Source organism: Pseudomonas sp. NPDC089918, from assembly GCF_050280605.1.
Lineage (GTDB): Bacteria > Pseudomonadota > Gammaproteobacteria > Pseudomonadales > Pseudomonadaceae > Aquipseudomonas.
The window spans coordinates 26,549-46,820 of record NZ_JBNNVP010000022.1 but is presented as its reverse complement, the minus strand read 5'-3'; the positions used below and the strand labels follow the sequence as shown (position 1 = coordinate 46,820).

18 protein-coding genes are annotated in these 20,272 nt (G+C 56.9%); 9 read left to right on the top strand and 9 right to left on the bottom strand.

Annotated features, from left to right (window positions below):
- Window positions 1–385: 385 nt before the first annotated feature.
- From ACQKPC_RS16905 to leuD, 3 genes are read left to right on the top strand one after another with little or no spacing between them, the layout of a single operon-like run.
- Complete coding sequence (locus tag ACQKPC_RS16905) at window positions 386–1,390, top strand: MDR family oxidoreductase (RefSeq protein WP_427625656.1); 1,005 nt, start codon at window positions 386–388, stop codon at window positions 1,388–1,390.
- Window positions 1,390–2,808, top strand: coding sequence for a 3-isopropylmalate dehydratase large subunit (leuC, locus tag ACQKPC_RS16900; RefSeq protein ID WP_427625608.1), 1,419 nt, complete (start codon window positions 1,390–1,392; stop codon window positions 2,806–2,808). Before ACQKPC_RS16905 ends, leuC begins: the two co-directional genes overlap by 1 nt.
- Window positions 2,805–3,413 carry a 3-isopropylmalate dehydratase small subunit gene (leuD, locus tag ACQKPC_RS16895; protein WP_427625607.1) on the top strand — a complete coding sequence of 203 codons (609 nt, stop codon included), beginning with the start codon at window positions 2,805–2,807 and terminating at the stop codon, window positions 3,411–3,413. Before leuC ends, leuD begins: the two co-directional genes overlap by 4 nt.
- Before the next feature lie 11 nt (window positions 3,414–3,424).
- Here the strand turns inward: leuD and ACQKPC_RS16890 are convergent, their stop codons facing one another.
- The 3 genes from ACQKPC_RS16890 to ACQKPC_RS16880 form a co-directional block, all read right to left on the bottom strand.
- Window positions 3,425–4,840, bottom strand: coding sequence for an MFS transporter (locus tag ACQKPC_RS16890; RefSeq protein ID WP_427625606.1), 1,416 nt, complete (start codon window positions 4,838–4,840; stop codon window positions 3,425–3,427).
- A gap of 32 nt (window positions 4,841–4,872) precedes the next feature.
- Window positions 4,873–5,760, bottom strand: coding sequence for a TetR/AcrR family transcriptional regulator C-terminal domain-containing protein (locus ACQKPC_RS16885; protein WP_427625605.1), 888 nt, complete (start codon window positions 5,758–5,760; stop codon window positions 4,873–4,875).
- A gap of 159 nt (window positions 5,761–5,919) precedes the next feature.
- A complete protein-coding gene (locus ACQKPC_RS16880) occupies window positions 5,920–6,444 on the bottom strand; it encodes a MarR family winged helix-turn-helix transcriptional regulator (protein ID WP_427625604.1) in 525 nt (174 codons plus the stop codon).
- A gap of 276 nt (window positions 6,445–6,720) precedes the next feature.
- Between ACQKPC_RS16880 and ACQKPC_RS16875 the strand changes: the two genes are divergently transcribed.
- The 4 genes from ACQKPC_RS16875 to ACQKPC_RS16860 all read left to right on the top strand — a co-directional run bounded on the left by ACQKPC_RS16875 (window position 6,721) and on the right by ACQKPC_RS16860 (window position 10,441).
- Window positions 6,721–7,449, top strand: a complete 729-nt coding sequence (locus tag ACQKPC_RS16875) for a dienelactone hydrolase family protein (RefSeq protein ID WP_427625603.1) — start codon at window positions 6,721–6,723, stop codon at window positions 7,447–7,449.
- A 170-nt stretch (window positions 7,450–7,619) separates the two neighbouring features.
- Window positions 7,620–8,804, top strand: coding sequence for a beta-ketothiolase BktB (gene bktB, locus ACQKPC_RS16870; protein WP_427625602.1), 1,185 nt, complete (start codon window positions 7,620–7,622; stop codon window positions 8,802–8,804).
- 124 nt (window positions 8,805–8,928) lie between these two features.
- Window positions 8,929–9,855, top strand: a complete 927-nt coding sequence (locus tag ACQKPC_RS16865) for a fumarylacetoacetate hydrolase family protein (RefSeq protein ID WP_427625601.1) — start codon at window positions 8,929–8,931, stop codon at window positions 9,853–9,855.
- Between the two features lie 106 nt (window positions 9,856–9,961).
- Window positions 9,962–10,441: an acyl-CoA thioesterase gene (locus ACQKPC_RS16860; protein ID WP_427625600.1), complete on the top strand. Its 480-nt coding sequence runs from the start codon at window positions 9,962–9,964 to the stop codon at window positions 10,439–10,441.
- A gap of 92 nt (window positions 10,442–10,533) precedes the next feature.
- On the opposite strand, the gene ACQKPC_RS16855 is transcribed toward ACQKPC_RS16860, so the two are convergent.
- The 4 genes from ACQKPC_RS16855 to ACQKPC_RS16840 form a co-directional block, all read right to left on the bottom strand.
- Complete coding sequence (locus ACQKPC_RS16855; RefSeq protein WP_427625599.1) at window positions 10,534–12,330, bottom strand: hydantoinase B/oxoprolinase family protein; 1,797 nt, start codon at window positions 12,328–12,330, stop codon at window positions 10,534–10,536.
- 11 nt (window positions 12,331–12,341) lie between these two features.
- On the bottom strand, window positions 12,342–14,390 hold the full coding sequence (locus ACQKPC_RS16850; RefSeq protein WP_427625598.1) for a hydantoinase/oxoprolinase family protein: 2,049 nt from the start codon (window positions 14,388–14,390) through the stop codon (window positions 12,342–12,344).
- A 151-nt stretch (window positions 14,391–14,541) separates the two neighbouring features.
- Window positions 14,542–15,234, bottom strand: a complete 693-nt coding sequence (locus tag ACQKPC_RS16845; protein ID WP_427625597.1) for a Crp/Fnr family transcriptional regulator — start codon at window positions 15,232–15,234, stop codon at window positions 14,542–14,544.
- Window positions 15,227–16,213 (bottom strand): SDR family NAD(P)-dependent oxidoreductase, encoded by a 987-nt coding sequence (locus ACQKPC_RS16840; protein ID WP_427625596.1) that lies wholly within the window; start codon window positions 16,211–16,213, stop codon window positions 15,227–15,229. The genes ACQKPC_RS16845 and ACQKPC_RS16840 overlap by 8 nt, the downstream gene beginning before the upstream one ends.
- A gap of 89 nt (window positions 16,214–16,302) precedes the next feature.
- Here ACQKPC_RS16840 and ACQKPC_RS16835 point away from each other — a divergent pair, with 89 nt between their 5' ends.
- Together ACQKPC_RS16835 and ACQKPC_RS16830 are read left to right on the top strand one after the other, a co-directional pair.
- Complete coding sequence (locus tag ACQKPC_RS16835; protein WP_427625595.1) at window positions 16,303–16,998, top strand: Crp/Fnr family transcriptional regulator; 696 nt, start codon at window positions 16,303–16,305, stop codon at window positions 16,996–16,998.
- A gap of 118 nt (window positions 16,999–17,116) precedes the next feature.
- Window positions 17,117–18,493 (top strand): amidohydrolase family protein, encoded by a 1,377-nt coding sequence (locus tag ACQKPC_RS16830; RefSeq protein WP_427625594.1) that lies wholly within the window; start codon window positions 17,117–17,119, stop codon window positions 18,491–18,493.
- 203 nt (window positions 18,494–18,696) lie between these two features.
- Here the strand turns inward: ACQKPC_RS16830 and ACQKPC_RS16825 are convergent, their stop codons facing one another.
- Window positions 18,697–19,173 carry a VOC family protein gene (locus ACQKPC_RS16825; protein ID WP_427625593.1) on the bottom strand — a complete coding sequence of 159 codons (477 nt, stop codon included), beginning with the start codon at window positions 19,171–19,173 and terminating at the stop codon, window positions 18,697–18,699.
- A 42-nt stretch (window positions 19,174–19,215) separates the two neighbouring features.
- Window positions 19,216–20,253 carry a CDP-6-deoxy-delta-3,4-glucoseen reductase gene (locus ACQKPC_RS16820; RefSeq protein ID WP_427625592.1) on the bottom strand — a complete coding sequence of 346 codons (1,038 nt, stop codon included), beginning with the start codon at window positions 20,251–20,253 and terminating at the stop codon, window positions 19,216–19,218.
- Between the last annotated feature and the right edge of the window lie 19 nt (window positions 20,254–20,272).

Sequence of the window (20,272 nt, the reverse complement as noted above, 5' to 3'; positions counted from 1 at the left end):
CCTCTGACAACCGGGCATCCTGATGAGCATCGACAGCCATTCAGCGCCACACACAATCAAACCTACCGAACTATAATTAATAGGTCAATCATTTTTATCCATGCCATTCACAGGCATGAACCTCCTGCGTGAGCATGCCGCTTGGCGGACGACCTTTACCCAACATATACGGGCCATACTTAACTCAGGCGACTTATCAAGAGCCGCCTATGAGCAATCGCCTGCCCGTTGAGAAAATCGCGAAAATGAAGAAACACGCAATTTTATTGACACCCCAATTAATCAAACCTAAGCTCGAGTCGCATCTGGAAAGGCCATGTGCCCGCCAGCGGTTCCGCACGACAAACCTGAGTTCAAATCCAACCAGTCGAAATCACAGATAGCCATGACAAAAAAATCGTTTAACGCCCTGGTTCTGCGCCAGGACGAGAATGGCACCGTGGCGATGATGGAGCCGCTATCCATTGACGACCTGCCAAGCGGTGACGTGTGCATTGCAGTCGAATATTCGAACCTCAATTACAAGGATGGGCTCGCCATCACAGGAACGGGCAAGGTCGTACGCAGTTTTCCCATGGTCCCGGGAATCGACTTCGCCGGCACTGTTGAGAAATCAGCGTCGCCACTCTTCAATCCAGGCGACAAGGTCATCCTGACAGGCTGGGGTGTTGGCGAGACATGGTGGGGCGGTTTTGCCGAAAAGGCCTCGGCTAAAAGCGAATGGCTTGTCGCCTTACCTGCGGGAATGACGACTAAACAGGCCATGAGCTATGGCACAGCGGGACTTACGGCAGGGCTCGCAGTCAATGCCCTTGAACGCCATGGCGTCGACCGGACGCGCGAAATCCTGGTCACCGGTGCCTCAGGCGGCGTCGGTAGCGTAGCGGTGCTCATGCTGGCGCAGCTTGGCTATCGCGTGGTGGCTTCAACGGGACGTCCTGAGCAGGAAGCGTGGCTCAAGGAACTGGGCGCCGAGAGCATTATCGCCCGCGATGTATTGGCGGCACCGTCCAAACCGCTACTGTCCGAACGCTGGGGCGGCGTGATCGACACGGTTGGAAGCCACACGCTTGCATCTGCGATGGCAGGCGTATGTAACCGAGGCGCAGTGGCGGTTTGCGGACTTGCGGGAGGCGCTGACCTGCCGACAACCATCCTGCCGTTCATCTTGCGCGGGATAGCAGTTATCGGCATCGAGTCCGTGCGCTGCCCGATTGAGGATCGACGCCGCGTCTGGCCCCGTCTGGCCAGCCTGTTTCCGAATGGACTGCCCGACAGCCTGGTGCAGGAGGTTTCTCTGGCGGATGTGGTATCCCCTGCGAAGTCCATTTTGCAAGGACAGGTGCGTGGCCGCATCGTGGTTCGCGTCGCTGAAGAGGTAGTAGCCTGATGAGCGCTCCCCGCACGCTGATTCAGAAGGTTTGGGATGCCCATCTCGTCGCGACGATAGGTGATGGCGCGGTGCTGCTCTACATCGACCGGCATCTGGTGAACGAGGTCACCAGTCCGCAGGCATTCGAGGGTCTACGGCAGACTGAGCGCCGCGTGCGCCAGCCGGATGCAACCATTGCAGTCGCCGACCACAACGTCCCCACGCAAGGCCGTGCCGGGGGCGTGGCGGCGATCGCCGAACCCGACAGTCGACTGCAGGTCGAAACGCTGGAACGGAATGTAGCCGCCTTCAATATCCCTTATGTACCACTACTCAGTCGGCAGCAAGGCATCGTCCATATCATCGGACCAGAACTGGGCCTAACTCTACCGGGAACCACGATCGTCTGCGGCGACAGCCACACCTCGACGCACGGCGCCTTCGGCGCGCTGGCTTTCGGCATTGGCACATCGGAAGCCGAGCATGTGCTCGCGACCCAGACACTGATCCAGCAGCCAGCCAAAACAATGCTGATCCGCATCAATGGGCATCTGCGTAGCGGTGTCTCAGCGAAGGATCTGATCCTCGCCATCATCGGCCGGATCGGCACCGACGGCGCAACGGGTCATATCATCGAATATGCGGGCGAAGCGATCGAGGCGCTCGACATGGCTGGACGCATGACCGTCTGCAACATGTCTATCGAGGCCGGCGCTCGCGCAGGCATGATCGCTCCCGACGAGAAAACCTTCGCCTGGCTGCGAGATCGACCATTAGCACCACAAGGCGTCGCGTTCGAAGCCGCCAAAACCTACTGGCAGACACTGCACTCCGATCCCGGCGCCTCATTCGACCAGAGCATCTCCCTTGATGCCGCCGATGTTGCACCGATGGTGACCTGGGGCACCAGCCCGGAAGCCGTCACCACCATCGACGGCCAGGTTCCCGACCCGGTGAACTGCACCGACCCTGACCGGCGGCGCCAAATGGAAACAATGCTCGCCTATATGGCGTTGACGCCAGGCCTGACCCTGAAGGGCCTGCCTATCGACGTCGTATTCATCGGGAGCTGCACAAATGGGCGCATTGAGGATTTACGCGCCGCCGCCGCGGTTGTCGATGGCAGACGGGTATCTGCGCACGTGCGCGCACTGGTAGTACCGGGCTCGGGCAAGGTGAAGGCACAGGCCGAAGCGGAAGGACTCGATCGGCTATTCATTGACGCCGGTTTCGAATGGCGAGATGCAGGATGCTCAATGTGCCTGGGAATGAATCCCGACCAACTCGCGCCGGGCGAGCGCTGCGCCTCCACCTCCAATCGCAATTTCGAGGGGCGACAAGGTCCTGGCGGACGCACACATTTGATGTCTCCCGCCATGGCGGCCGCGGCGGCAATCGCCGGCCATATCGTCGACGCACGGGAGTTTTCCTCATGAAACCGTTCCAACACATTACTGGAGTGGCAGCCGCGCTTCCGCTCGCCAATATCGATACAGACAAGATCCTGCCCGCCCGTTTTCTCAAGACAATCCGCCGAGAGGGCCTGGCCGACGGATTGTTCGCCGTCCTGCGCGAGGACCCGGCATTCGTCTTGAATCGCAGCCCCTGGCACAGAGCCGAAATCCTCGTGGCGCTGGATAATTTCGGCTGCGGCTCCAGTCGAGAGCACGCGCCCTGGGCACTGCTCGATTTCGGTATTCGCTGCATCATCGCACCGGGTTTCGCCGATATTTTCTACAACAACTGCTTCAAGAACGGCATCCTGCCGGTGGTACTCCCGCGCGATCAGGTCGATGCCCTGCTCGAGTCAGTCAGCGCCCCCAAACTGGCGCGACTCGAGATCGACCTACCAAAACAGACGGTACAACTCGCCGACGGACGCATCTTTTGCTTCTCTACCGACCCCGCACGCAAGCGCGCCTTGCTCGAAGGTCTGGACGACATCGGCAACACTTTGACTTTCGAAGACAAGATTGCAGCATTCGAAGCGGCGCGCCGAGAGAGCCAACCATGGCTCCCCCCCATCCCTACGGAGTTTTGAAGACATCCTTATTAGCCGGCAGGCCGGATCTTGATAAATCGCACCAGGTTGATAACGATGGCAAGCGAGGCGCAGACGAGGGCCACGACCACGGCAGTGATTGGGCCGTCGGTGCCGGCCACGCTAAAGGCGATCACCACCAGCGCGCCGCCCAAGCTCTGTCCGAACACTCGAGTGACGGCCTGCAAACCACCGGCGGCACCGCTGCGAATAAGTGGCGAGTTTGAAAGAATTGCACGACCATTCGCAGCCTGGAAAAAGGCGAAGCTCAATCCCGCAACCAACATCCCGATCACGATAAGAAAGCTGGGCGAACCTGGCGGCAAAACCACCACCCATGACAAGCCAGCCACCATACCTAACGCCCCAGCTCCACCTAACAGAGCTGGCGAATATCTATCGGAGAACCGACCCGCGATCGACGCCACCAACACAGAACCCAATGGCCATGCCCCCATCAGCAAACCCACCTCCAGATACGAACAACCCAGCACTTCCTGGAAGTAGAACGGCAAGGCAACAAAGGCCGACATTTGCGCGGTAAGCGTAAAGGTGGCCGCACCTACGGCATATGCCACTGGACGAATGCGCAGCAGATCGATAGGGACCAACGGCGCCGGTTGGTAACGCACACGCCTGTACAGCAGCAACCCGGCGCAGGCTGAAATCGACAACAGACTGGATGCATACAGAAAACTCTCCCCCAGATACCCCACACCACTGACAAACGCACCCAGCGTTACCATACTGAGCAAGGCGCTAACCCCGTCAAACGATGCGTCGCTGCAAGGCACATCAGGCAGATACCGCAGGCCGAACACGGCCGCGATACCGATCGGCACATTCACTGCAAAGATCCACGGCCACGTGGCTACCGCGAGAATAGCGGCACCCACGGTGGGCCCCAACACCGACATCACCCCCACCGTGAGCGCATTCCAGCTCAAGCCCCGCCCAAGCTTGTCCAACGGATAGATATTGCGCGTCAGACCGCCAACCAGGCTCATCAAGCATGACGCGCCTACTCCTTGAAAAATGCGTGCGCCTATGAGCGTGTTCAGCGAGTACGCCAGCGCGCACCCCAGTGACGCCAGCGTGAACAGCACCAGGCCGAAACCGAACATGCGACGAAAGCCAATTCGCTCAGCCAGAGCCGAGAACGGCAACAACAAAACCACCAACGTGAGGTTGTAGGCGTTGATTACCCACACAGCGGAAGCACTGGAGGTGTTCAATTCTGCAGCGATGGTGGGAAGCGCAACATTGGCGATCATCGCATCCAGCACCGCCAGGCTGATACCGGCGAGCAAGGTGGCAGCTGCCCATTGCCGACGCGGTGCGGGCAGCCCCTGAAAAGCATCAAGTTCGAAAACTTCGCTGTTCAGATCTTGTGGAGGATTCGAACTCATAATCTCTTCACCCCACATACCATCGACATTTTAACGCGCGCGCCCCAGGTTCATGCTGAGGCTTTGCGGCTACGGGCTGGCCGCTTGATTGCGACTGGCGCCTCACTTGTAATGTGGGTGTCAACCAGGGGCAAAGTATTGCCGAGATTCATACGATTAAGCGCAAGCTCGAGCGCATCGAACAACAAATTCAATCCGGCAGCGAATGTGGTTAACGCATTGAGGGTTGTATAACTTTCCCGAACGAAGTCGACGGCCGGGAACACTTTCGGGTCAAGGGCCGCCAGTTTAGCGTCAAGAAATTCCTTATGCTCCCCCGGCCACCGATGCCGTACGGTTGCGTGTGCGTTGCCAATGATGAAATCGACGATCAGATGCGCATACATCGAGGTTCGCGCTGCGTCGAACCCCATACCACGCACAGTCGAGAGCATCTTCTCGAATACAATCACACCGTAATCAGTTTCACCTTCAGCAACTTCCTGGAACAGTCGGTACCGATTGTGCGAAATCACGTAAGCGGCCACGCCTGGATATCTTATGTAGGCTCGATACATGGCTTCGGCAGTGACTTCGATGTTGTGCCTCCAGCCGCCCTGCTCTGGCGGCCAGGACTCCACCAGTTCTTTATAGAACATGTTCATCACGCCAGAAGTGAGCGGATCGCGCCCACCCAAATAATAGTGAATGAGTGCCGGCGTGACACCAAGCTCCTTCGCCACCTTGACGATAGAAACATCTTGCAAGGGGGCCATTTTCGTCAACTGGAGAGCGACAGCGATGATCGTTTTTTTATCAAGTAAACTGGTATCGGTACCTGTGGGGCGACCACGCCCGCGACCCGTTTTTGCCGTGATCGTCTTTGCAGAAACCGCCCGCACCTTTTTGGTTTCAGTCGTCGCCTGACTTTTCGTCTCTTCGGATGTTTTCCGCGCCATAGTTAACGTACTCCCACTGAATGGCTGATCGTTGCTCCGTCCCAACAGCGCAATCTAACGACCGTGAAAACTCAATATTACACTACGATTAATTATATTGAGTCATAAATTCACGCCACCAAACAGCCCCCTTCAGGCTTCACAGCGCCATTTCACTTTTTAGCTTGCAGTGGTATTTGCCACGGTGCTTTCTGTGCTGCATATCGATCCGTTGGCCAGCATGCGCCACATAAAATCCTTGAAAAGGCTTTCTTCGTCTGCCGTGAAACCGCGCAAGTGCTGATCTAGCACGCGCCTTATGCCTGCAGGAATTCTCTTCGCGGTGTCCGATCCCGCCTCGGTCAGCTCGATCTTGATTATCCGGCGGTCTTCATTACTGCGTATACGACGCAGCAATCCCTTGGCCTCAAGCCGGTCGAGCGTGCGCGTCATGGCACCGGTATTCACATTATTCAGCAAGGCCAACTCACCGGCAGTATCGGCACGCCCATTCCAAACCATGATGATCGGGCGCCATTGGCCGGCAGTCAGACCCAGTGGTGCCATTTCCTGGTCCAGCATCCGGCTTAGTGAACTCAAGACCAGTCTGACCAGGAAGTAGGCATTGTCGCATTGCTTCCAACCGGTATCGCCCAAGTACAGGACGGACTGATCGGGCGTAAGGGGAGAAAGGGAATCGCTCATGCCGACAACCTAACCGCTGGAATATTTATTATCAACTATATTAAATTATATTTTCTACAATCAAACCAGCGAATCGTCGTCCTGGGGATGCACACCCGCCGTATGTGACGACCGAAAAAAAGACTGCATTGACAAGGTAAAATTAACTGATATATAAATTTATCGGAAATCAACGATCTTCACGCTTGTCGAATACGGCGAGAATGATCATGTCAGCCAGACAACAACCTCGATGTTCGCCTTTCATTTCAGGCGTTTATCTTGACCGGAGCAGCGATGACAGTCAGATCAGAGGCTTTGATTTATGAGGGACCGGGCGGCCCGTTCGAGGGTGTCGTTGCATGGGATGATTCATTCCAGGGCAAACGACCAGGGATACTGGTAGCCCCCGGTTTTCTAGGACAATCGCAATTCGAAACAGACAAGGCTATCGCGCTTGCAGGCATGGGCTATGTAGGGTTTGCGATTGATATCTATGGTCGCTGGCGTCGCGGTGAAACGCTCGAGCAAGCAACAGAGCTTATGGGCGAACTCAACAACGATCGTCCAATGCTGCAACGACGGATGATCGCCGCATTGTCCACATTACGTGGACTGGAGAGAGTCGATCCAGATCGAACGGGCGCTATTGGTTTCTGCCTGGGGGGTAAATGCGTGCTCGATTTGGCCCGCACGGGATGTGATGTTTCTGGCGTGGTCAGCTTCCATGGCGTGTTCGACCCACCACCATACGACACAGCTAAGCCCATCTCAGCCAAGATTCTGGTGCTGCATGGCTGGGACGACCCGCTGGCGCCACCTAACGATGTTGCCTCACTCGCGACCGAACTAAGTACAGCCCATGCTGACTGGCAGATACATGCATATGGCGCGACTGCCCATGCGTTCACAATTCCCGGCGTGAATTTGCCTGAACAAGGAATGGCATATCACCCCACGGCAGACGCGCGGTCGTGGGCTGCCATGAAGTTCTTTTTCGAAGAGTTATTTACGACCAATGCCTGACTCTCGCTCCTGTTCACCGAGGCGCGCACTCAATCCACGCATCGAAATACCTGCAGGCACTAAGACTCAACTCTATCAGCGAAGCAGCACAACGATGCCTTTACCCCTCAAGAATTGCCGGCCAAGCGGGTCTTCGCTTGCTTGAAGCAACAAGTATAAAAAGAGGAACAATGATTATGGAACCCGTCTTTATCGTTGCAGGAGCGCGTACGGCTATCGGAAGTTTTGGAGGTAGCTTGAAAGATATTCCCCCGGCGCGCACCGGAGCGCTGGTGATCGCCGAATCCATCCGGCGGGCGATGCTGAGTCCGAGCGACGTACAACATGTAGTGCTCGGCCAGGTTGTTCAGACCATTCCCCAGGACGCGTTTCTTGCCCGTGTCGCCGCCGTTCACGCAGGCATTCCCGTAGAAGCATCGGCACTGACGCTCAACAGGTTATGCGGATCAGGCGTGCAGGCCATTATTTCAGCCGCACAAATGATCACCCTGGGCGAATGCGACATCGTAGTGGCCGGTGGTGCCGAATCGATGAGCCGCTCCCCCCATCATGTAACGGCCGCACGTTTCGGCCAGAAGATGGGCGACATGACCATGACTGATGCGCTCCTCGCGGTCCTCAGCGACCCCTTTGAAGGCTTTCATATGGGAATCACCGCCGAAAACATTGCACAAGAGTACGGCATCACTCGCCAGGCACAGGACTTCGCGGCCGCGCAAAGCCACCAACGCGCCGTAGCAGCCCAGGCAGCAGGATATTTCACCAGCCAGATCCTGCCTGTCGAGATTAAGGATCGGACAGGCACGCGGCTGTTCGATACCGATGAGCATGTTCGCCAGGACACCACGGTCGACAGTCTTGCAGCCCTTCGTCCCATCTTCAAAAGCGACGGTACTGTGACGGCTGGCAACGCCTCCGGCATCAACGATGGCGCAGCAGCCGTTGTCCTCGCCTCTCAACGGGCTGTCGATGCACACAACCTCAAGCCGCTGGCAAAGATTCTTGGTTGGGGTCATGCAGGTGTCGAGCCACACCTCATGGGTATCGGACCGGTCAAGGCGGTCCCTATCGCGTTGGCCCGCTCCGGGCTCACCCTTGATCAGATCGACGTTATCGAGTCCAACGAAGCATTTGCGGCACAGGCTTGCGCGGTCGCGCAGGCGCTTGGGTTCGATCCGCAGAAGGTCAATCCGAATGGGTCCGGCATATCACTCGGGCACCCCGTCGGCGCCACCGGGGCAATTCTGACCGTCAAGGCATTATATGAATTGGCACGAACGGGCGGCCGCTATGGTTTGATCACCTTGTGCATCGGCGGTGGTCAGGGTATTGCGATGACCATCGAACGAATGTGAACGATGAGATACCTGCGTCCAGGTATGACGCAGATTTGCTTGTTCGACACCACTGACAACCTGTGCAGCACGAGTGACGCTATGTTGTCGAATAGCCTGTTTTCGGCACCGCTCTGGAGTAATCATGTCGTACAAACTTCTATCGTTTGCATCCAAAGAAAACAAGATCAGGGCCGGCCTGTTGATCGGCGAAATCGTTCACGACGTCGAGCATCTCACAGGCAACGCGCACTATGCGACGGTTCTCGGAATCCTCGAAGACTGGGAGCATGCCGAGGCTATCCTTGCCAAAGCCTCAGCCTCAGCTCCCGCCGGCGAAGGCGCCCCCCTGGCCTCTGTCACCCTGCATGCACCAATCCTGTATCCCGGCCAGATTTTTGCCGCCGGAGCAAATTATCAGGATCATATCGACGAGATGGTCAGGCAAGGTGTGGTGGAAGCCGGACCGAATGCCAAACAGGCTGGAGAACGACCTTGGCACTTTATCAAAGTCTCACGCAGCGGCGTCGTCGGGCCGGGTACTGTTCTTCCCCTGCCCTCTCACTCGGCCAAAGTAGACTGGGAAATCGAACTGGCGGTCGTTATCGGCAAAAAAGCCAGGAATGTGCCGGTTGAGAGTGCGATGGAATATGTTGCCGGTTATACGATCGCCAACGACCTGTCTGCGCGAGATTTTGTTTTCCGTAAGGGAACACCACCTGATTCGCCGTTTTACCATGACTGGATCGGATCGAAGAACTTCGATGGTGCCTGCCCAATGGGCCCCTGGATCGTCCCTGCCTCCGATATCCCCGACCCCATGAATTTGTCAATGAAACTGTGGGTAGACGAAGTCATCCGACAGGACTCTTCGACACGACACATGATCTTCAACATCGCTGAACAGATCGCCGAGCTTTCTGCGCGTGTGACGCTAAATCCTGGCGATGTAATCATGACTGGAACACCTGACGGTGTCGGAATGGGCTGCAATATTTTTCTAAAACCAGGCCAGCAGTTGCGCCTGTGGATCGAGCATATTGGCGAGTTGCAGCACGGGTTTACCGCCTAATCAATGTTGGCGACGTTTAATTGAGGCGTTCATGGGCGACTGAGGTACTTCAATAGCCTGCAGCATGACGCGACGGTGGTTATTCAACCTTGGACAGGAACAACCAATGACATTCATGCCAGAGCAGATTATCGAAGCCTCCGAAGCGCTGATCCACAGGCGCCCCATTATCGTACGGCGCCAGGTACGATGGGGTGATTGCGATCCTGCTCAAGTGGTTTATACACCGCGATTTGCAGAGTATGCAGTCTCGGCTGCGGCCTTTTTTTTTGATGACGTGTTCGGTAAAGCTTCCATTGCAAGGCGGGCAGACAAGAGCTTTGGGTATCCGCTACGTGCATTGTCCTTCGAGTTCGAGAAGAGTCTGACTCCGCACGAACTCTTCGACATGCGCGTGGAAGTTTCGGCCATCCGGACTCGCACTTTCGAACTGACGATAACCGGGTTACGTCTGAATGGAGAAGCGGCGTTTCGCTGCCTCTTCGTTCCGATCTGCATTGCTGTCGATGAGCGCCGCGCCCTGCCACTCCCGGTCGAAGTCCGGGCTGCATTGGAAGAGTACATGGCTGAGTGCTCCGCAACATAAGCAATGCAGGACAAGATGTTCATCAACAGATCGGCCAGCAAAAAATAGCGCGATTCCCGTATTTTCACGGGAATCGCGCTATTCACCTGGACTCAATACCCTCTTCGGGCTGCCCGCAATATCTCTGAAGCCGCCAAATCGACAACGCCTGCACCGTCAACGACCACTCCATAATTCTCGCGAGCGCTATCGACGGTGACGTAACCTTGTCGCACGTCGCGAGCAACCCGTTCAAGATCGCGCTTGAGCGGATCTCCGTACCCACCCCCGCCCGAACTCAACACCCGAAGCGCATCCCCGGCACGCAAGTCCAGGTTCGCCTTCATGACGGCCTGCCTTTCTGCGCCCTGCCACTCGACATAGGTCTGCGGCACGGCAGCGTCTTTGCCGCCCAGGATCCCCCAAGGCGCACATCCGCTGCGCTCGAAATTGAGTTGAACCGAAGTGGGTGCCAGCGTCCTGATCAGCTTCTCCAGCCCGGCACCACCGCGATACTCGCCGGCCCCTCCCGAATCAGGGCGAACCTCATAATGTTCGAAGCGCAAGGGATAGAGCGCCTCAAACGCCTCGATCGGCACATCCAGTGTATCGCCATGGGACATCGTCTTGTACGGACCGGGACCATCATGTCCAGCCGATGCCCCCCAACCGCCGTGATTGCCGGTGATCGCGAGATAGAGCTCGCCGGTCTCTGGATGACGGCCTTCGAAAACATGCGCCCCAAAATTAGCGTGATGCCCTCCCGCGACATGGTGCGGCATCGCCGGCACCATCGCACGCAGGATGGTGTCGATCACCGTCGGAAGAGGAGGACTGTACATGCTCATGGCAGCCTGCCCGTTCGCGCTCAGGAATTTGCCGTCCGGGATGTCCACATGCAACGGGCGGTAACTGCCGTCGTTCGAAGGCTCGTGAGGCGCACAGAGAAACTTGAAGGCTATGCGCGCCGCCGTGGTCGCGCCACCGAAGCGCCCGGAGTTGATTGAGCCGGTCACCTGGTCAGCTACACCGGAGAAATCGACAGTCATTTCATCGCCCGAGACACGCACGACTACCTTTATCTCGACCGGCTTGCCGAAATCATGGCCATCATCGTCGAGAAAGGAACTCGCCTCGTAAACGCCGTCAGGAATCGCGGTAATCGCCTCGCGCGCGGCCGCCTCCGATCGACTCCAAATGAGGTCGATCGCGCTTCGGAATGTTTTCAGCGTATGTTTTTCCACCAGCTCGCGAATCATGTCGCGACCCAGCAGGCAGCCAGCGAGTTGCGATTCAATGTCGCCCAGCAGCATTCGTGGGAAACGACTGTTTGACTCGATGATGCGGTAGACATCCTCGACGCGTTTGCCTTCCGACCATAACTTGATGCTGCGGAACTGAATCCCTTCCTGGAAGATGCTGGTGGTACCGATAGGAGCGGCAGAGCCTACCGCCCAGCCACCAATGTCGAGCCAGTGCATGATGATCGCCATGAACCCGGCGAGCTGGCCATCGTCCATAAAAATCGGTGTGTACATGATCACATTGTTGAGATGCTGGCCTAGCGTCCCGGAATGGTTTGAGATGAGGACATCGCCCGGCTTGATACCATCCCGACCATGGATAAGCAGGCCATCGCGTACACCCACACCGAGGGCATCAGCAACGAACAACGGAATACCACCGCCTGACTCCGAGATCAGTCGACCTTCCGGATCCACAATACCGACAGCATAATCCTTGTATTCATAGACAAGTGGGCTGTATGCCGTGCGCGTGATATTCAGCTCAATCTGTTTGGGGATCGACAGCAGACTGTGGCGAATGAATTCCGCCGTTATCGGGTTGATCGACGTAGCATTGGCGGCACTGGCCGCGTGATCACGCGGAAGCGATTCGGCCTGATTCATAGTGGGCTCCTTCAATTGAAACGGATGTGGATTTCACCAAGCTGACCGACCTCAAATCGATCATCGGGACCAACGACGGTGGTTGAGCCATATTCTTCGATGATCGCGGGGCCGGCGGCAGAAAACCCGAGCTGAAGATTTCTTCGCTGATAAATCGGCGTGCTGATGCGGCCACCACGTTCGGCGAAATACACTGATCGCTCGCCACTTGGCTTGGAATTGCCCTCCCCGACCGACGGACTGAGCTCCTCAAGTCGAGGACGCTTGATCGTCGCCGCAGCTGTCAGAACCAGATTGACGATCTGTATCGGCGAGTTGACCTCGACATGGCCATAGCGACGTTTATAGATCGTCTCGAACGTCTCGCGAACGCTTGCCGTATCAGGATCGCTACCCACCGGAACGCGCACGGAGTGTTTCTGCCCCTTGAAACCAAGCTCGACCTGACGTTCGAAGCGAATGCTGGAGACGCCAAGATCACGCGTCATGTCGGCACCGACCCGTTGTTCCATTTCCTCGAAGCCCGCAGTGAACAAAGGAACAGCGTCCTGATCGAGGGCTTTGAGGAAGGTGCGCGTATCATCGACTCGAGCATCGGCGAGGATCATACCCAGTGCAGAAAAATTACCCGGCTCCGGTGGGATGATCAGGTGCGGTACGCCCAACTCCCGGGCAAGAGCAGCGGTATGCAGTGGCCCACCGCCGCCAAAGGCAATCATCGACAGATCGCGCGTATCGATACCGCGCTCGACAGTAATCTGCTTGATGGCAGACGCCATCGTCAGTGCACCCAGAGACAATATCCCTTGTGCGGTTTCATCCGTTCCAGCGTCGCCGGAAAAACCCAGCGCGGTGGCGACTTTCTCAATCGCATTTCGCGCCGCCGCTTCGTCGAGTGTCATCTCACCACCCAGGAACGACGATGCGGCAATTCGACCGAGTACCAGGTTGGCGTCAGTTATCGTCGGCTCGACGCCGCCGCGGCCATAGCATACGGGCCCCGGGGTAGAGCCAGCGCTGCGTGGGCCGACATGCATGCCACCATGGCGATCGACGGACGCAATCGAACCGCCGCCGGTACCCACTTCAACGATGTCGAGGACACCGCCGCGGACCGGAAATCCTCGCTCGTAGCCACCCACGTAATACGGCGACTTGACCTCAAAGCGCCCATTTTCGAGCAGCGCACACTTCGCAGTGGTTCCTCCCATGTCAAACGCGATGACCCGTTCCAGACCCAACGCCTCGGCGTATACACCTGCACCTATGCATCCTCCGACCGGCCCCGACTCGACCAGCATCACCGGCTGCTGCTGAGCACGCTCGGCCGAGAAAACACCTCCGTTCGATGCCATCAGGAAGAAGCTGTCTTTGAAGCCTTCCGATGCCAGTCGCTCATTCAGACGCTCGACATAGTCTTCGAGCTTCGGCCCGACATAAGCATTGGCCACAACGGTAGAGGTTCGCTCGTACTCGTACCACTCGCGGCTCAATTCAGTGCCGGCGCTGACATAGATACCGGGGAGAAACTTGCGTAGCTGCTCGACGGCAATGCATTCGTGCTCGTCATTGATGTAGGAGTTGAGAAAGGATACGGCAACAGATTCGACGCCGAGCTCGCGCAGACAGGTCGCGAGGCTTTCGAGCTCCGCCAGGTCAAGCGGTTGCAGGATCTCGCCTTCAGCCGACATGCGCTCGCCGATGCCGAACCGAAGATCGCGCCCGATCAAAGACGCTTCGCGTGCAAAACGCAGGTCGAAAGGAACCGGCCTGTTGCCCCGGCCCAGCTCCATGACGTCACGAAAGCCCTTGGTAGTCACCAGGGCAGTCTTGGCACCGTCACGTTGCACAAACGTGTTGATCACCAAGGTCGTACCGAACTTGACAGTTTCGGCCTTGGCAAGATCAATCCCGGCCTTCGTCACGCAGCTCATCAGCCCTTCCACGAGATCACCATAGTTGGTGAGGCTCTTGGTGTAGATGACGCGGCCACTCTCGCTGTCGTAAGCAGCCAGATCGGTAAATGTTCCCCCCGTGTCGGCGGCCAATATATAACTCATTTCGCTTCTCCCTTATTGTTATGGCGAGCGTTTGTCACGCCAGCCGACAGGCACGCGAGAAGCCCCGCGCACAGACTATTCAGACTCTTGCCCAGGCGCGATCCCGCCCGGCATCTGCAGATGATTTGTCGTAGTTTCGAATAGGCGATGGTCATCGCTGGTCGCTCACTTTCTCGAGAGATGCTGAATCAACCAGGCGTATACAGGCACGTTCCTGGGCAATAGTTCCGCGCAGTGCCAATCGCCTGAGTTGCGTGCTGATAGTCATCCGGGTCTTGCCCGCGAATTGCGCCAAGCGCGCCTGGCTGACGTGCACATAACCGTTGTCGTCAGCGAGTTTGAGCAGGAGCGCAGCGGTTTGCGCCGCGCTGGTAGCGAAGGCACCACGCTCGATGTCGCGCAACAAGGTTGCGGTCTTGCGGCTGATAACGTGCAGAAGTGCCGGTATCAGGTCCGGGTGGGCGCGTATCGCAGCGATAAGACTGGGAGGCGATATCTCGCCGACCCTGCAATTGGAGTCCGCTATACAGACCAGGTCGCTGTCAAACCGGGTGCGCCCAATAGCCATTTGCTCGCCGATGAGGCTGCCCGGACCGAGATACCCCAGAAGATGCTCGCGCCCATCACGACCGCGTAACGTTGAACGAGCGCATCCCTCAAGGATAATGATGATGACCGGCTCGCCATCCTTGCCTATGGTTGGGATTGGCCGACCTTCTGCGACCTCATGCCGACGGGCAATCGGGATCTGATGCAGCCATTCGGGAGAAACCACCCCCTCATTGCCATGCCCATTCGTGACAGGCGTCGCCATTTCCCTGGGCCAACGCGCCGGATTAGCCATGGACCGCCTCGCTTGATATCGCCCAAAGCCGTTGCGCCGCACCGAGGTCCCGCGCATGCGGTCCAACCCCGGACGGCGGCGACAACGCTGGAGCGCCAGCGATGGCACAATTTTCCAGGTAAAGTCCGCCCCGCCCCTCCAGCTCCGGCGCAAGGGCCGCCCAGACCGTCGTCGCTGCGCCTTGTTGTGGCGTCTTCTGCATGGATCCCACGCGCGCCATCAAATCTGCCTCGGCTTTTTCATCCATATCTTTGAACAAGCCGGTTCGGATGACACCTGGCATCACCGACCAGGAATTGATACCACGGGATTCGTAGCGATCGCTGATAGCGACGGCCGCCAAGGCCGTCGCCGTCTTGCTACGCCCGTAGGCGGCTGTTGGATCATAGGGTTGGGACAGGAAATTCCAGTCGTCGAAGTCGAACGGCCAACGTAGATGCGCGCCCGACGAGAGCTGAATGACTCGTGCAGGTGCTCCAAGCTCAAGATTGGGACGCAGCAGCTGGAACAGCAGAAAATGACCGAGATGATTGATCCCGATGTTCATTTCAAAGCCGTCCGCTGTCCGCGCGAGCGGCCCGGCCATAATCCCAGCGTTGTTGATTAGAAGATTCAAAGGGCGCTCGCCCCATGCAGATGCAAAAGCACGGACTGACACCAGGTCTGCCAGATCGAGCAGCCCGGTGCTGACTGCCGCCCGACCTAACTCAGTATTGATGGTCGCCGCCGCAAACTCGCCCGCCGCACGATTGCGCACGGCGATCATCACGTCCGCGCCCACACTGGCCAAGGCCCGCACTGTTTCGATGCCGATGCCTGCCGCACCACCCGTGACAATCGCAACAACGCCAGAAAGGTCACGACCACGCACGACATCTGCCGCTGTCGAACTGGCTCCGAACACTGCATTCGATACCATCCCATCCACCTTCTTATTTTTATTCAGATATGGCGTAACGTTGACCCATGGTTCAGGCATGTCTCAACATGAACAATATTTACTACCCTGTCAATTTATGTGCGAAAATTAATTTTGTCAATTACGTCCCTCGCGCAGGAAAATGTCCCATGCACAGCTACCCGCTCAAGTCGCAATGGCTCGACCGGTTCTCAATTGATACCGTGAAACAATATCGACCCGACTGCCAGATAACCTTGCCTGAAAAGGACCAGGCCTTAGGCATCATCGAAGGTTCAGTTCAGATAGCCATGCTCTCGTCGGACGGCCGACTACGCTCGCTGATGGCGTTGCACACAGGCGGTCTTTTTGGCGAACAATCTGCCTTGGGTGGGATCAGCATCACGACAAACCTCGTTGCTGTCGCGCTGACGAAGTGCACGATCGGCTATATTTCAGGGTCCAGCATCATTGCGGCGGTCAACCGTGATCCATCACTGATCCTGGAGCTCATGCAACACAGCGCAGAAAACACCTCGCTTCTTTTGAGAGAGCTTGAACGGATTGCATTCAGCGATTCCCTCACTCTCATAGCGATAATCCTGATGGAGCACAGCGATCACAACGGCACCGTCCCCCTCAGCCAGGAAAGACTGGCGCAGATCGCCGGCAAAACACGCGTCACTGTCGCCTCGGCCTTACATCGACTGCAGGAAATGCAGGTCATTGGACTCGAGCGTTCTCGTATCCTGGTCATTGATCAGGAGTCGCTACACCGGTTTACCCTCGGACACGGTGAGTCGAAACCGGGCCGGCCGATAGTAAAGACATATGCAGACAGGACAGACACGCAGCCACGAGGATGACACCTGCCCGGAGGGTGATGATGATAGCGATCCAATGCAATCCACCGCCTTTCGGTTTGTCGACCTGGTGTTACCCAGACTCAACCGCGGGAACGCCTCTCATAGTGAGGATCATCACATGCCTACGCACTCAATCAAGATTGACAATGCTGACTACCTGTTCACGATGGATCCCCAACGCCGCATCATTCGCGGAGGCTCCATCCTCATAGAGGGAAGCCGAATCACGCGAGTGGGAACGAAAGCCGAGCTGGCCGACGCCATCGCGGAGCGGGTCATCGACGCTCGCGGCAGGATCGTAACGCCCGGCTTCGTCAATGCGCATGACCATTTGTATCCGCAGATCATGCGCGGATTGTTTCTCGACGAACTGACATCCACCTATGTCGAAGAATCGTGCGCAGTGCGTAATGTAATGTCTGAAGATGAGGAATATATCGCCACGCTGGCCAGCCTGACCGAACACCTCAAAAGTGGCACCACCACCATCCTGAACCCGAGCGATTCGCAACGACATGAAACAGCCTTTCAAGCATATGAAGCGGCTGGTGCACGGGTCATCATGGGGCGCAACGTTACAGACACCCCGAATGAAATCCATATCGACGTCCAATCCACGCCAGATGCGCTCGCCGAGCTGAAAAAGATCATCAAAACCTACCACGGTCGCTGCGATGGCCGGGTCAGTGCCTGGGTGATGCTGGCTTATGCATCTTCCGACTGCTCCCCTGAATTCGCTACGGCGGCAAAGAAGATTGCCGACGATTATGGCGTCGGAATGACCTTCCACCAGTCTGCACGACCGCGTCATATCCAAAGAGCCTTGCGCGACCACAATATGCGGCCCATCCAGTATCTTGAGAAGCTTGGCGTTGTCGGCCCTAATGTGGTGTTGGGTCACGGAATTCTGCTGGATCAGGCTGAAATCGATATTCTTGCCCGCACGCAGACTCGCGTGGTCATGTGCCCGACAACGTCGCTGCGCTGCGGTTATGGCACAACCCAGCATGGCAAACTACCCGAGATGCTCAAACAGGGCGTAGTGGTAGGTTTGGGGACAGACAGTCCCGACTTCGGCTCTGTGGATATGATGCGCGCGATGTGTCTGACAGCCGGAATTTATAAAGATGCGCGTGAAAGCACTGCAATGATTCACGCGGAAACCGCCCTTGAAATGGCAACCATCCAGGGGGCCAAGGCAATCGGTCTTGATCACGAAATTGGTTCCCTTGAAGCAGGGAAGAAAGCCGATATTGTCATACTCAACACCAACTCATTGGAGTGGCAACCACTCATCAATCCGATCAATGCACTGGTGTACAACGCAGACGGTCGTAGTGTCGAAACAGTGATTGTCGATGGCCAGATCAAGATCGAGAACGGATCACCGGTATTTATCTCCGAGGACAAGCTCATCAATGATCTTCGCGCAGCGGCGGAACAACTCGTCGCACGCTCAGGCCACAAAGTTCCTTCTCGCTGGCCGTTTGTATAGCACGGGGAGAATCAATCGATAACGAGCGGCAGCGCCAACCAGACAACAAGTCTGGGCGCTGCTAGCCCTTACCTGACAACCCCATTCAAAACCGACCCAAGATGCCCACAAGCCGTACCACAAAAAGTAATACCCACTGCCCTTGCGTTGGGCGCGGCCACTAAAGCGTTATTCGGCCGACACCCATCGCTCTCAACCGGACGTCAGACCATATCGCCGAAGGCGAAGAAGTCTTCGGTCAGATTCCCAGGGTAATATTCAATTTCCCACCAGTTATGGTCGAGATCCTGAAAGAAGAAACTGTAGGCACCCCAGACTTGTTCCATGGGCTCAACAGTCTCCCGGATCCCGTACTTGTCCTTCAGCTCAAGGCAAGCACGATAGGCCTGATCGACCTCCTCCTTGGTTTCAACCTGAATCCCCCAGTGGTTGGCCAAGCCCATTGGACGCACTTCTTCACCCAGTGCCAGCACGACCACATGAAACCGTACGCCAATCGTAAAAATCACGCTTTCGGGTGAGATTCTGACGCAGCTCAGCCCAAGAAATTCTTCATAAAATTGGCGGCTCTTTTCAATATCGTAACTTTCAGCTGTGCCGTGGGTTAAAAGCATCGATTTGATGACCGGGTTGGCCACCGAGTTCTTTTCCCAGGTTGGCATCTCTGCACTTGCGTTCATGACATTTCCTCGGCTGTTGTTGTAGTAATTGGAAAAGCGGTCTCAGCTCGCCACGACGCTTTCATTCTCGACAAAATCGGCTTGCGTGAGAAATAGATCGGCGAAGAACTCGTCGCCTGGCAGCCCACACATTTCAACGAAATCACGACGGGCGGAATTGACCATGATTGGCGCGCCACAGGCATACACCTGCATGGATGACAGATCAGGGTAATCGGCTATAACCGCCTGATGAACAAAGCCGGTCCGGCCCTGCCAGGCATCTTGCGGAGCCGGGTCGGACAGGACCGGAATGAAGTGGAAACGTTCGTGCCGAGCCTCCCACTGCGTGGGCTCATCAGCCAAATACAGATCCGCCCTGGTTCGCCCGCCCCAATAGAGATGGATGTCGCGGTTCGGCATTGCCTCGAAGGCATACTGGAGCATCGAACGAATGGGGGCATAACCAGTGCCACTGGCCACGAGAATAATGGGTTTATCACTGTCTTCGCGCAGGAAGAATGTGCCCAGCGGCCCACAGATGGTGAGCAGCTCGCGCACCTTCATATCGCTAAATACATGATCGCTGAAGAGCCCGCCGGGACTGTGCCGGATATGCAACTCCAACTCCCAGTTCCCCTCCGCCCGCGCCGCGCTCGCCAACGAATAGCTACGACGAGCGCCATCGGGAAGCAGGATATCGACATACTGCCCGCTATTGAATTGAAGGCCCTTGCGAGGCGGCAGTCGCAACGAAACGATCATCACATCAGGGGCGGCCAGGCGCATGTCAGCCACTAGCGCCTTCGCTACATCGGACTTGGCAACTACCGGCAAAGGCTTCGCTTCAACCACCACGTCAGTGACGGGCATCGACTGGCACAGCAGCGCATAACCGGCGGCAAGATCTTCAGCAGACAGCGACGAGTGCTTGTGCAACACCTTGCCCTCAGTCACCCGAGCGCGGCACGTACGACAAACACCCTTCTTGCAACTATAGGGCAAGCCTATCCCCGCAGCGGCGGCGGCCGCATGGATGGTCTGTCCTTCATTCACGGAAAAGGAGAGTTCACTGGGCATCAAACGTACTGAGAAACTCATTTGCCCCCCTCCAGCGCGG

Coding starts and splice junctions, on each gene's coding strand:
- leuD (WP_427625607.1), top strand. CDS start 2,805: ATGAAACCGTTCCAACACATTACTGGAGTGGCAGCCGCGCTTCCGCTC.
- ACQKPC_RS16825 (WP_427625593.1), bottom strand. CDS start 19,173: ATGAACGCAAGTGCAGAGATGCCAACCTGGGAAAAGAACTCGGTGGCC.
- ACQKPC_RS16885 (WP_427625605.1), bottom strand. CDS start 5,760: ATGGCGCGGAAAACATCCGAAGAGACGAAAAGTCAGGCGACGACTGAA.
- ACQKPC_RS16845 (WP_427625597.1), bottom strand. CDS start 15,234: ATGGCTAATCCGGCGCGTTGGCCCAGGGAAATGGCGACGCCTGTCACG.
- ACQKPC_RS16850 (WP_427625598.1), bottom strand. CDS start 14,390: ATGAGTTATATATTGGCCGCCGACACGGGGGGAACATTTACCGATCTG.
- ACQKPC_RS16840 (WP_427625596.1), bottom strand. CDS start 16,213: ATGCCTGAACCATGGGTCAACGTTACGCCATATCTGAATAAAAATAAG.
- bktB (WP_427625602.1), top strand. CDS start 7,620: ATGATTATGGAACCCGTCTTTATCGTTGCAGGAGCGCGTACGGCTATC.
- ACQKPC_RS16875 (WP_427625603.1), top strand. CDS start 6,721: ATGACAGTCAGATCAGAGGCTTTGATTTATGAGGGACCGGGCGGCCCG.
- ACQKPC_RS16860 (WP_427625600.1), top strand. CDS start 9,962: ATGACATTCATGCCAGAGCAGATTATCGAAGCCTCCGAAGCGCTGATC.
- ACQKPC_RS16890 (WP_427625606.1), bottom strand. CDS start 4,840: ATGTGGGGTGAAGAGATTATGAGTTCGAATCCTCCACAAGATCTGAAC.
- leuC (WP_427625608.1), top strand. CDS start 1,390: ATGAGCGCTCCCCGCACGCTGATTCAGAAGGTTTGGGATGCCCATCTC.
- ACQKPC_RS16835 (WP_427625595.1), top strand. CDS start 16,303: ATGCACAGCTACCCGCTCAAGTCGCAATGGCTCGACCGGTTCTCAATT.
- ACQKPC_RS16905 (WP_427625656.1), top strand. CDS start 386: ATGACAAAAAAATCGTTTAACGCCCTGGTTCTGCGCCAGGACGAGAAT.
- ACQKPC_RS16880 (WP_427625604.1), bottom strand. CDS start 6,444: ATGAGCGATTCCCTTTCTCCCCTTACGCCCGATCAGTCCGTCCTGTAC.
- ACQKPC_RS16830 (WP_427625594.1), top strand. CDS start 17,117: ATGCCTACGCACTCAATCAAGATTGACAATGCTGACTACCTGTTCACG.
- ACQKPC_RS16820 (WP_427625592.1), bottom strand. CDS start 20,253: ATGAGTTTCTCAGTACGTTTGATGCCCAGTGAACTCTCCTTTTCCGTG.
- ACQKPC_RS16855 (WP_427625599.1), bottom strand. CDS start 12,330: ATGAATCAGGCCGAATCGCTTCCGCGTGATCACGCGGCCAGTGCCGCC.
- ACQKPC_RS16865 (WP_427625601.1), top strand. CDS start 8,929: ATGTCGTACAAACTTCTATCGTTTGCATCCAAAGAAAACAAGATCAGG.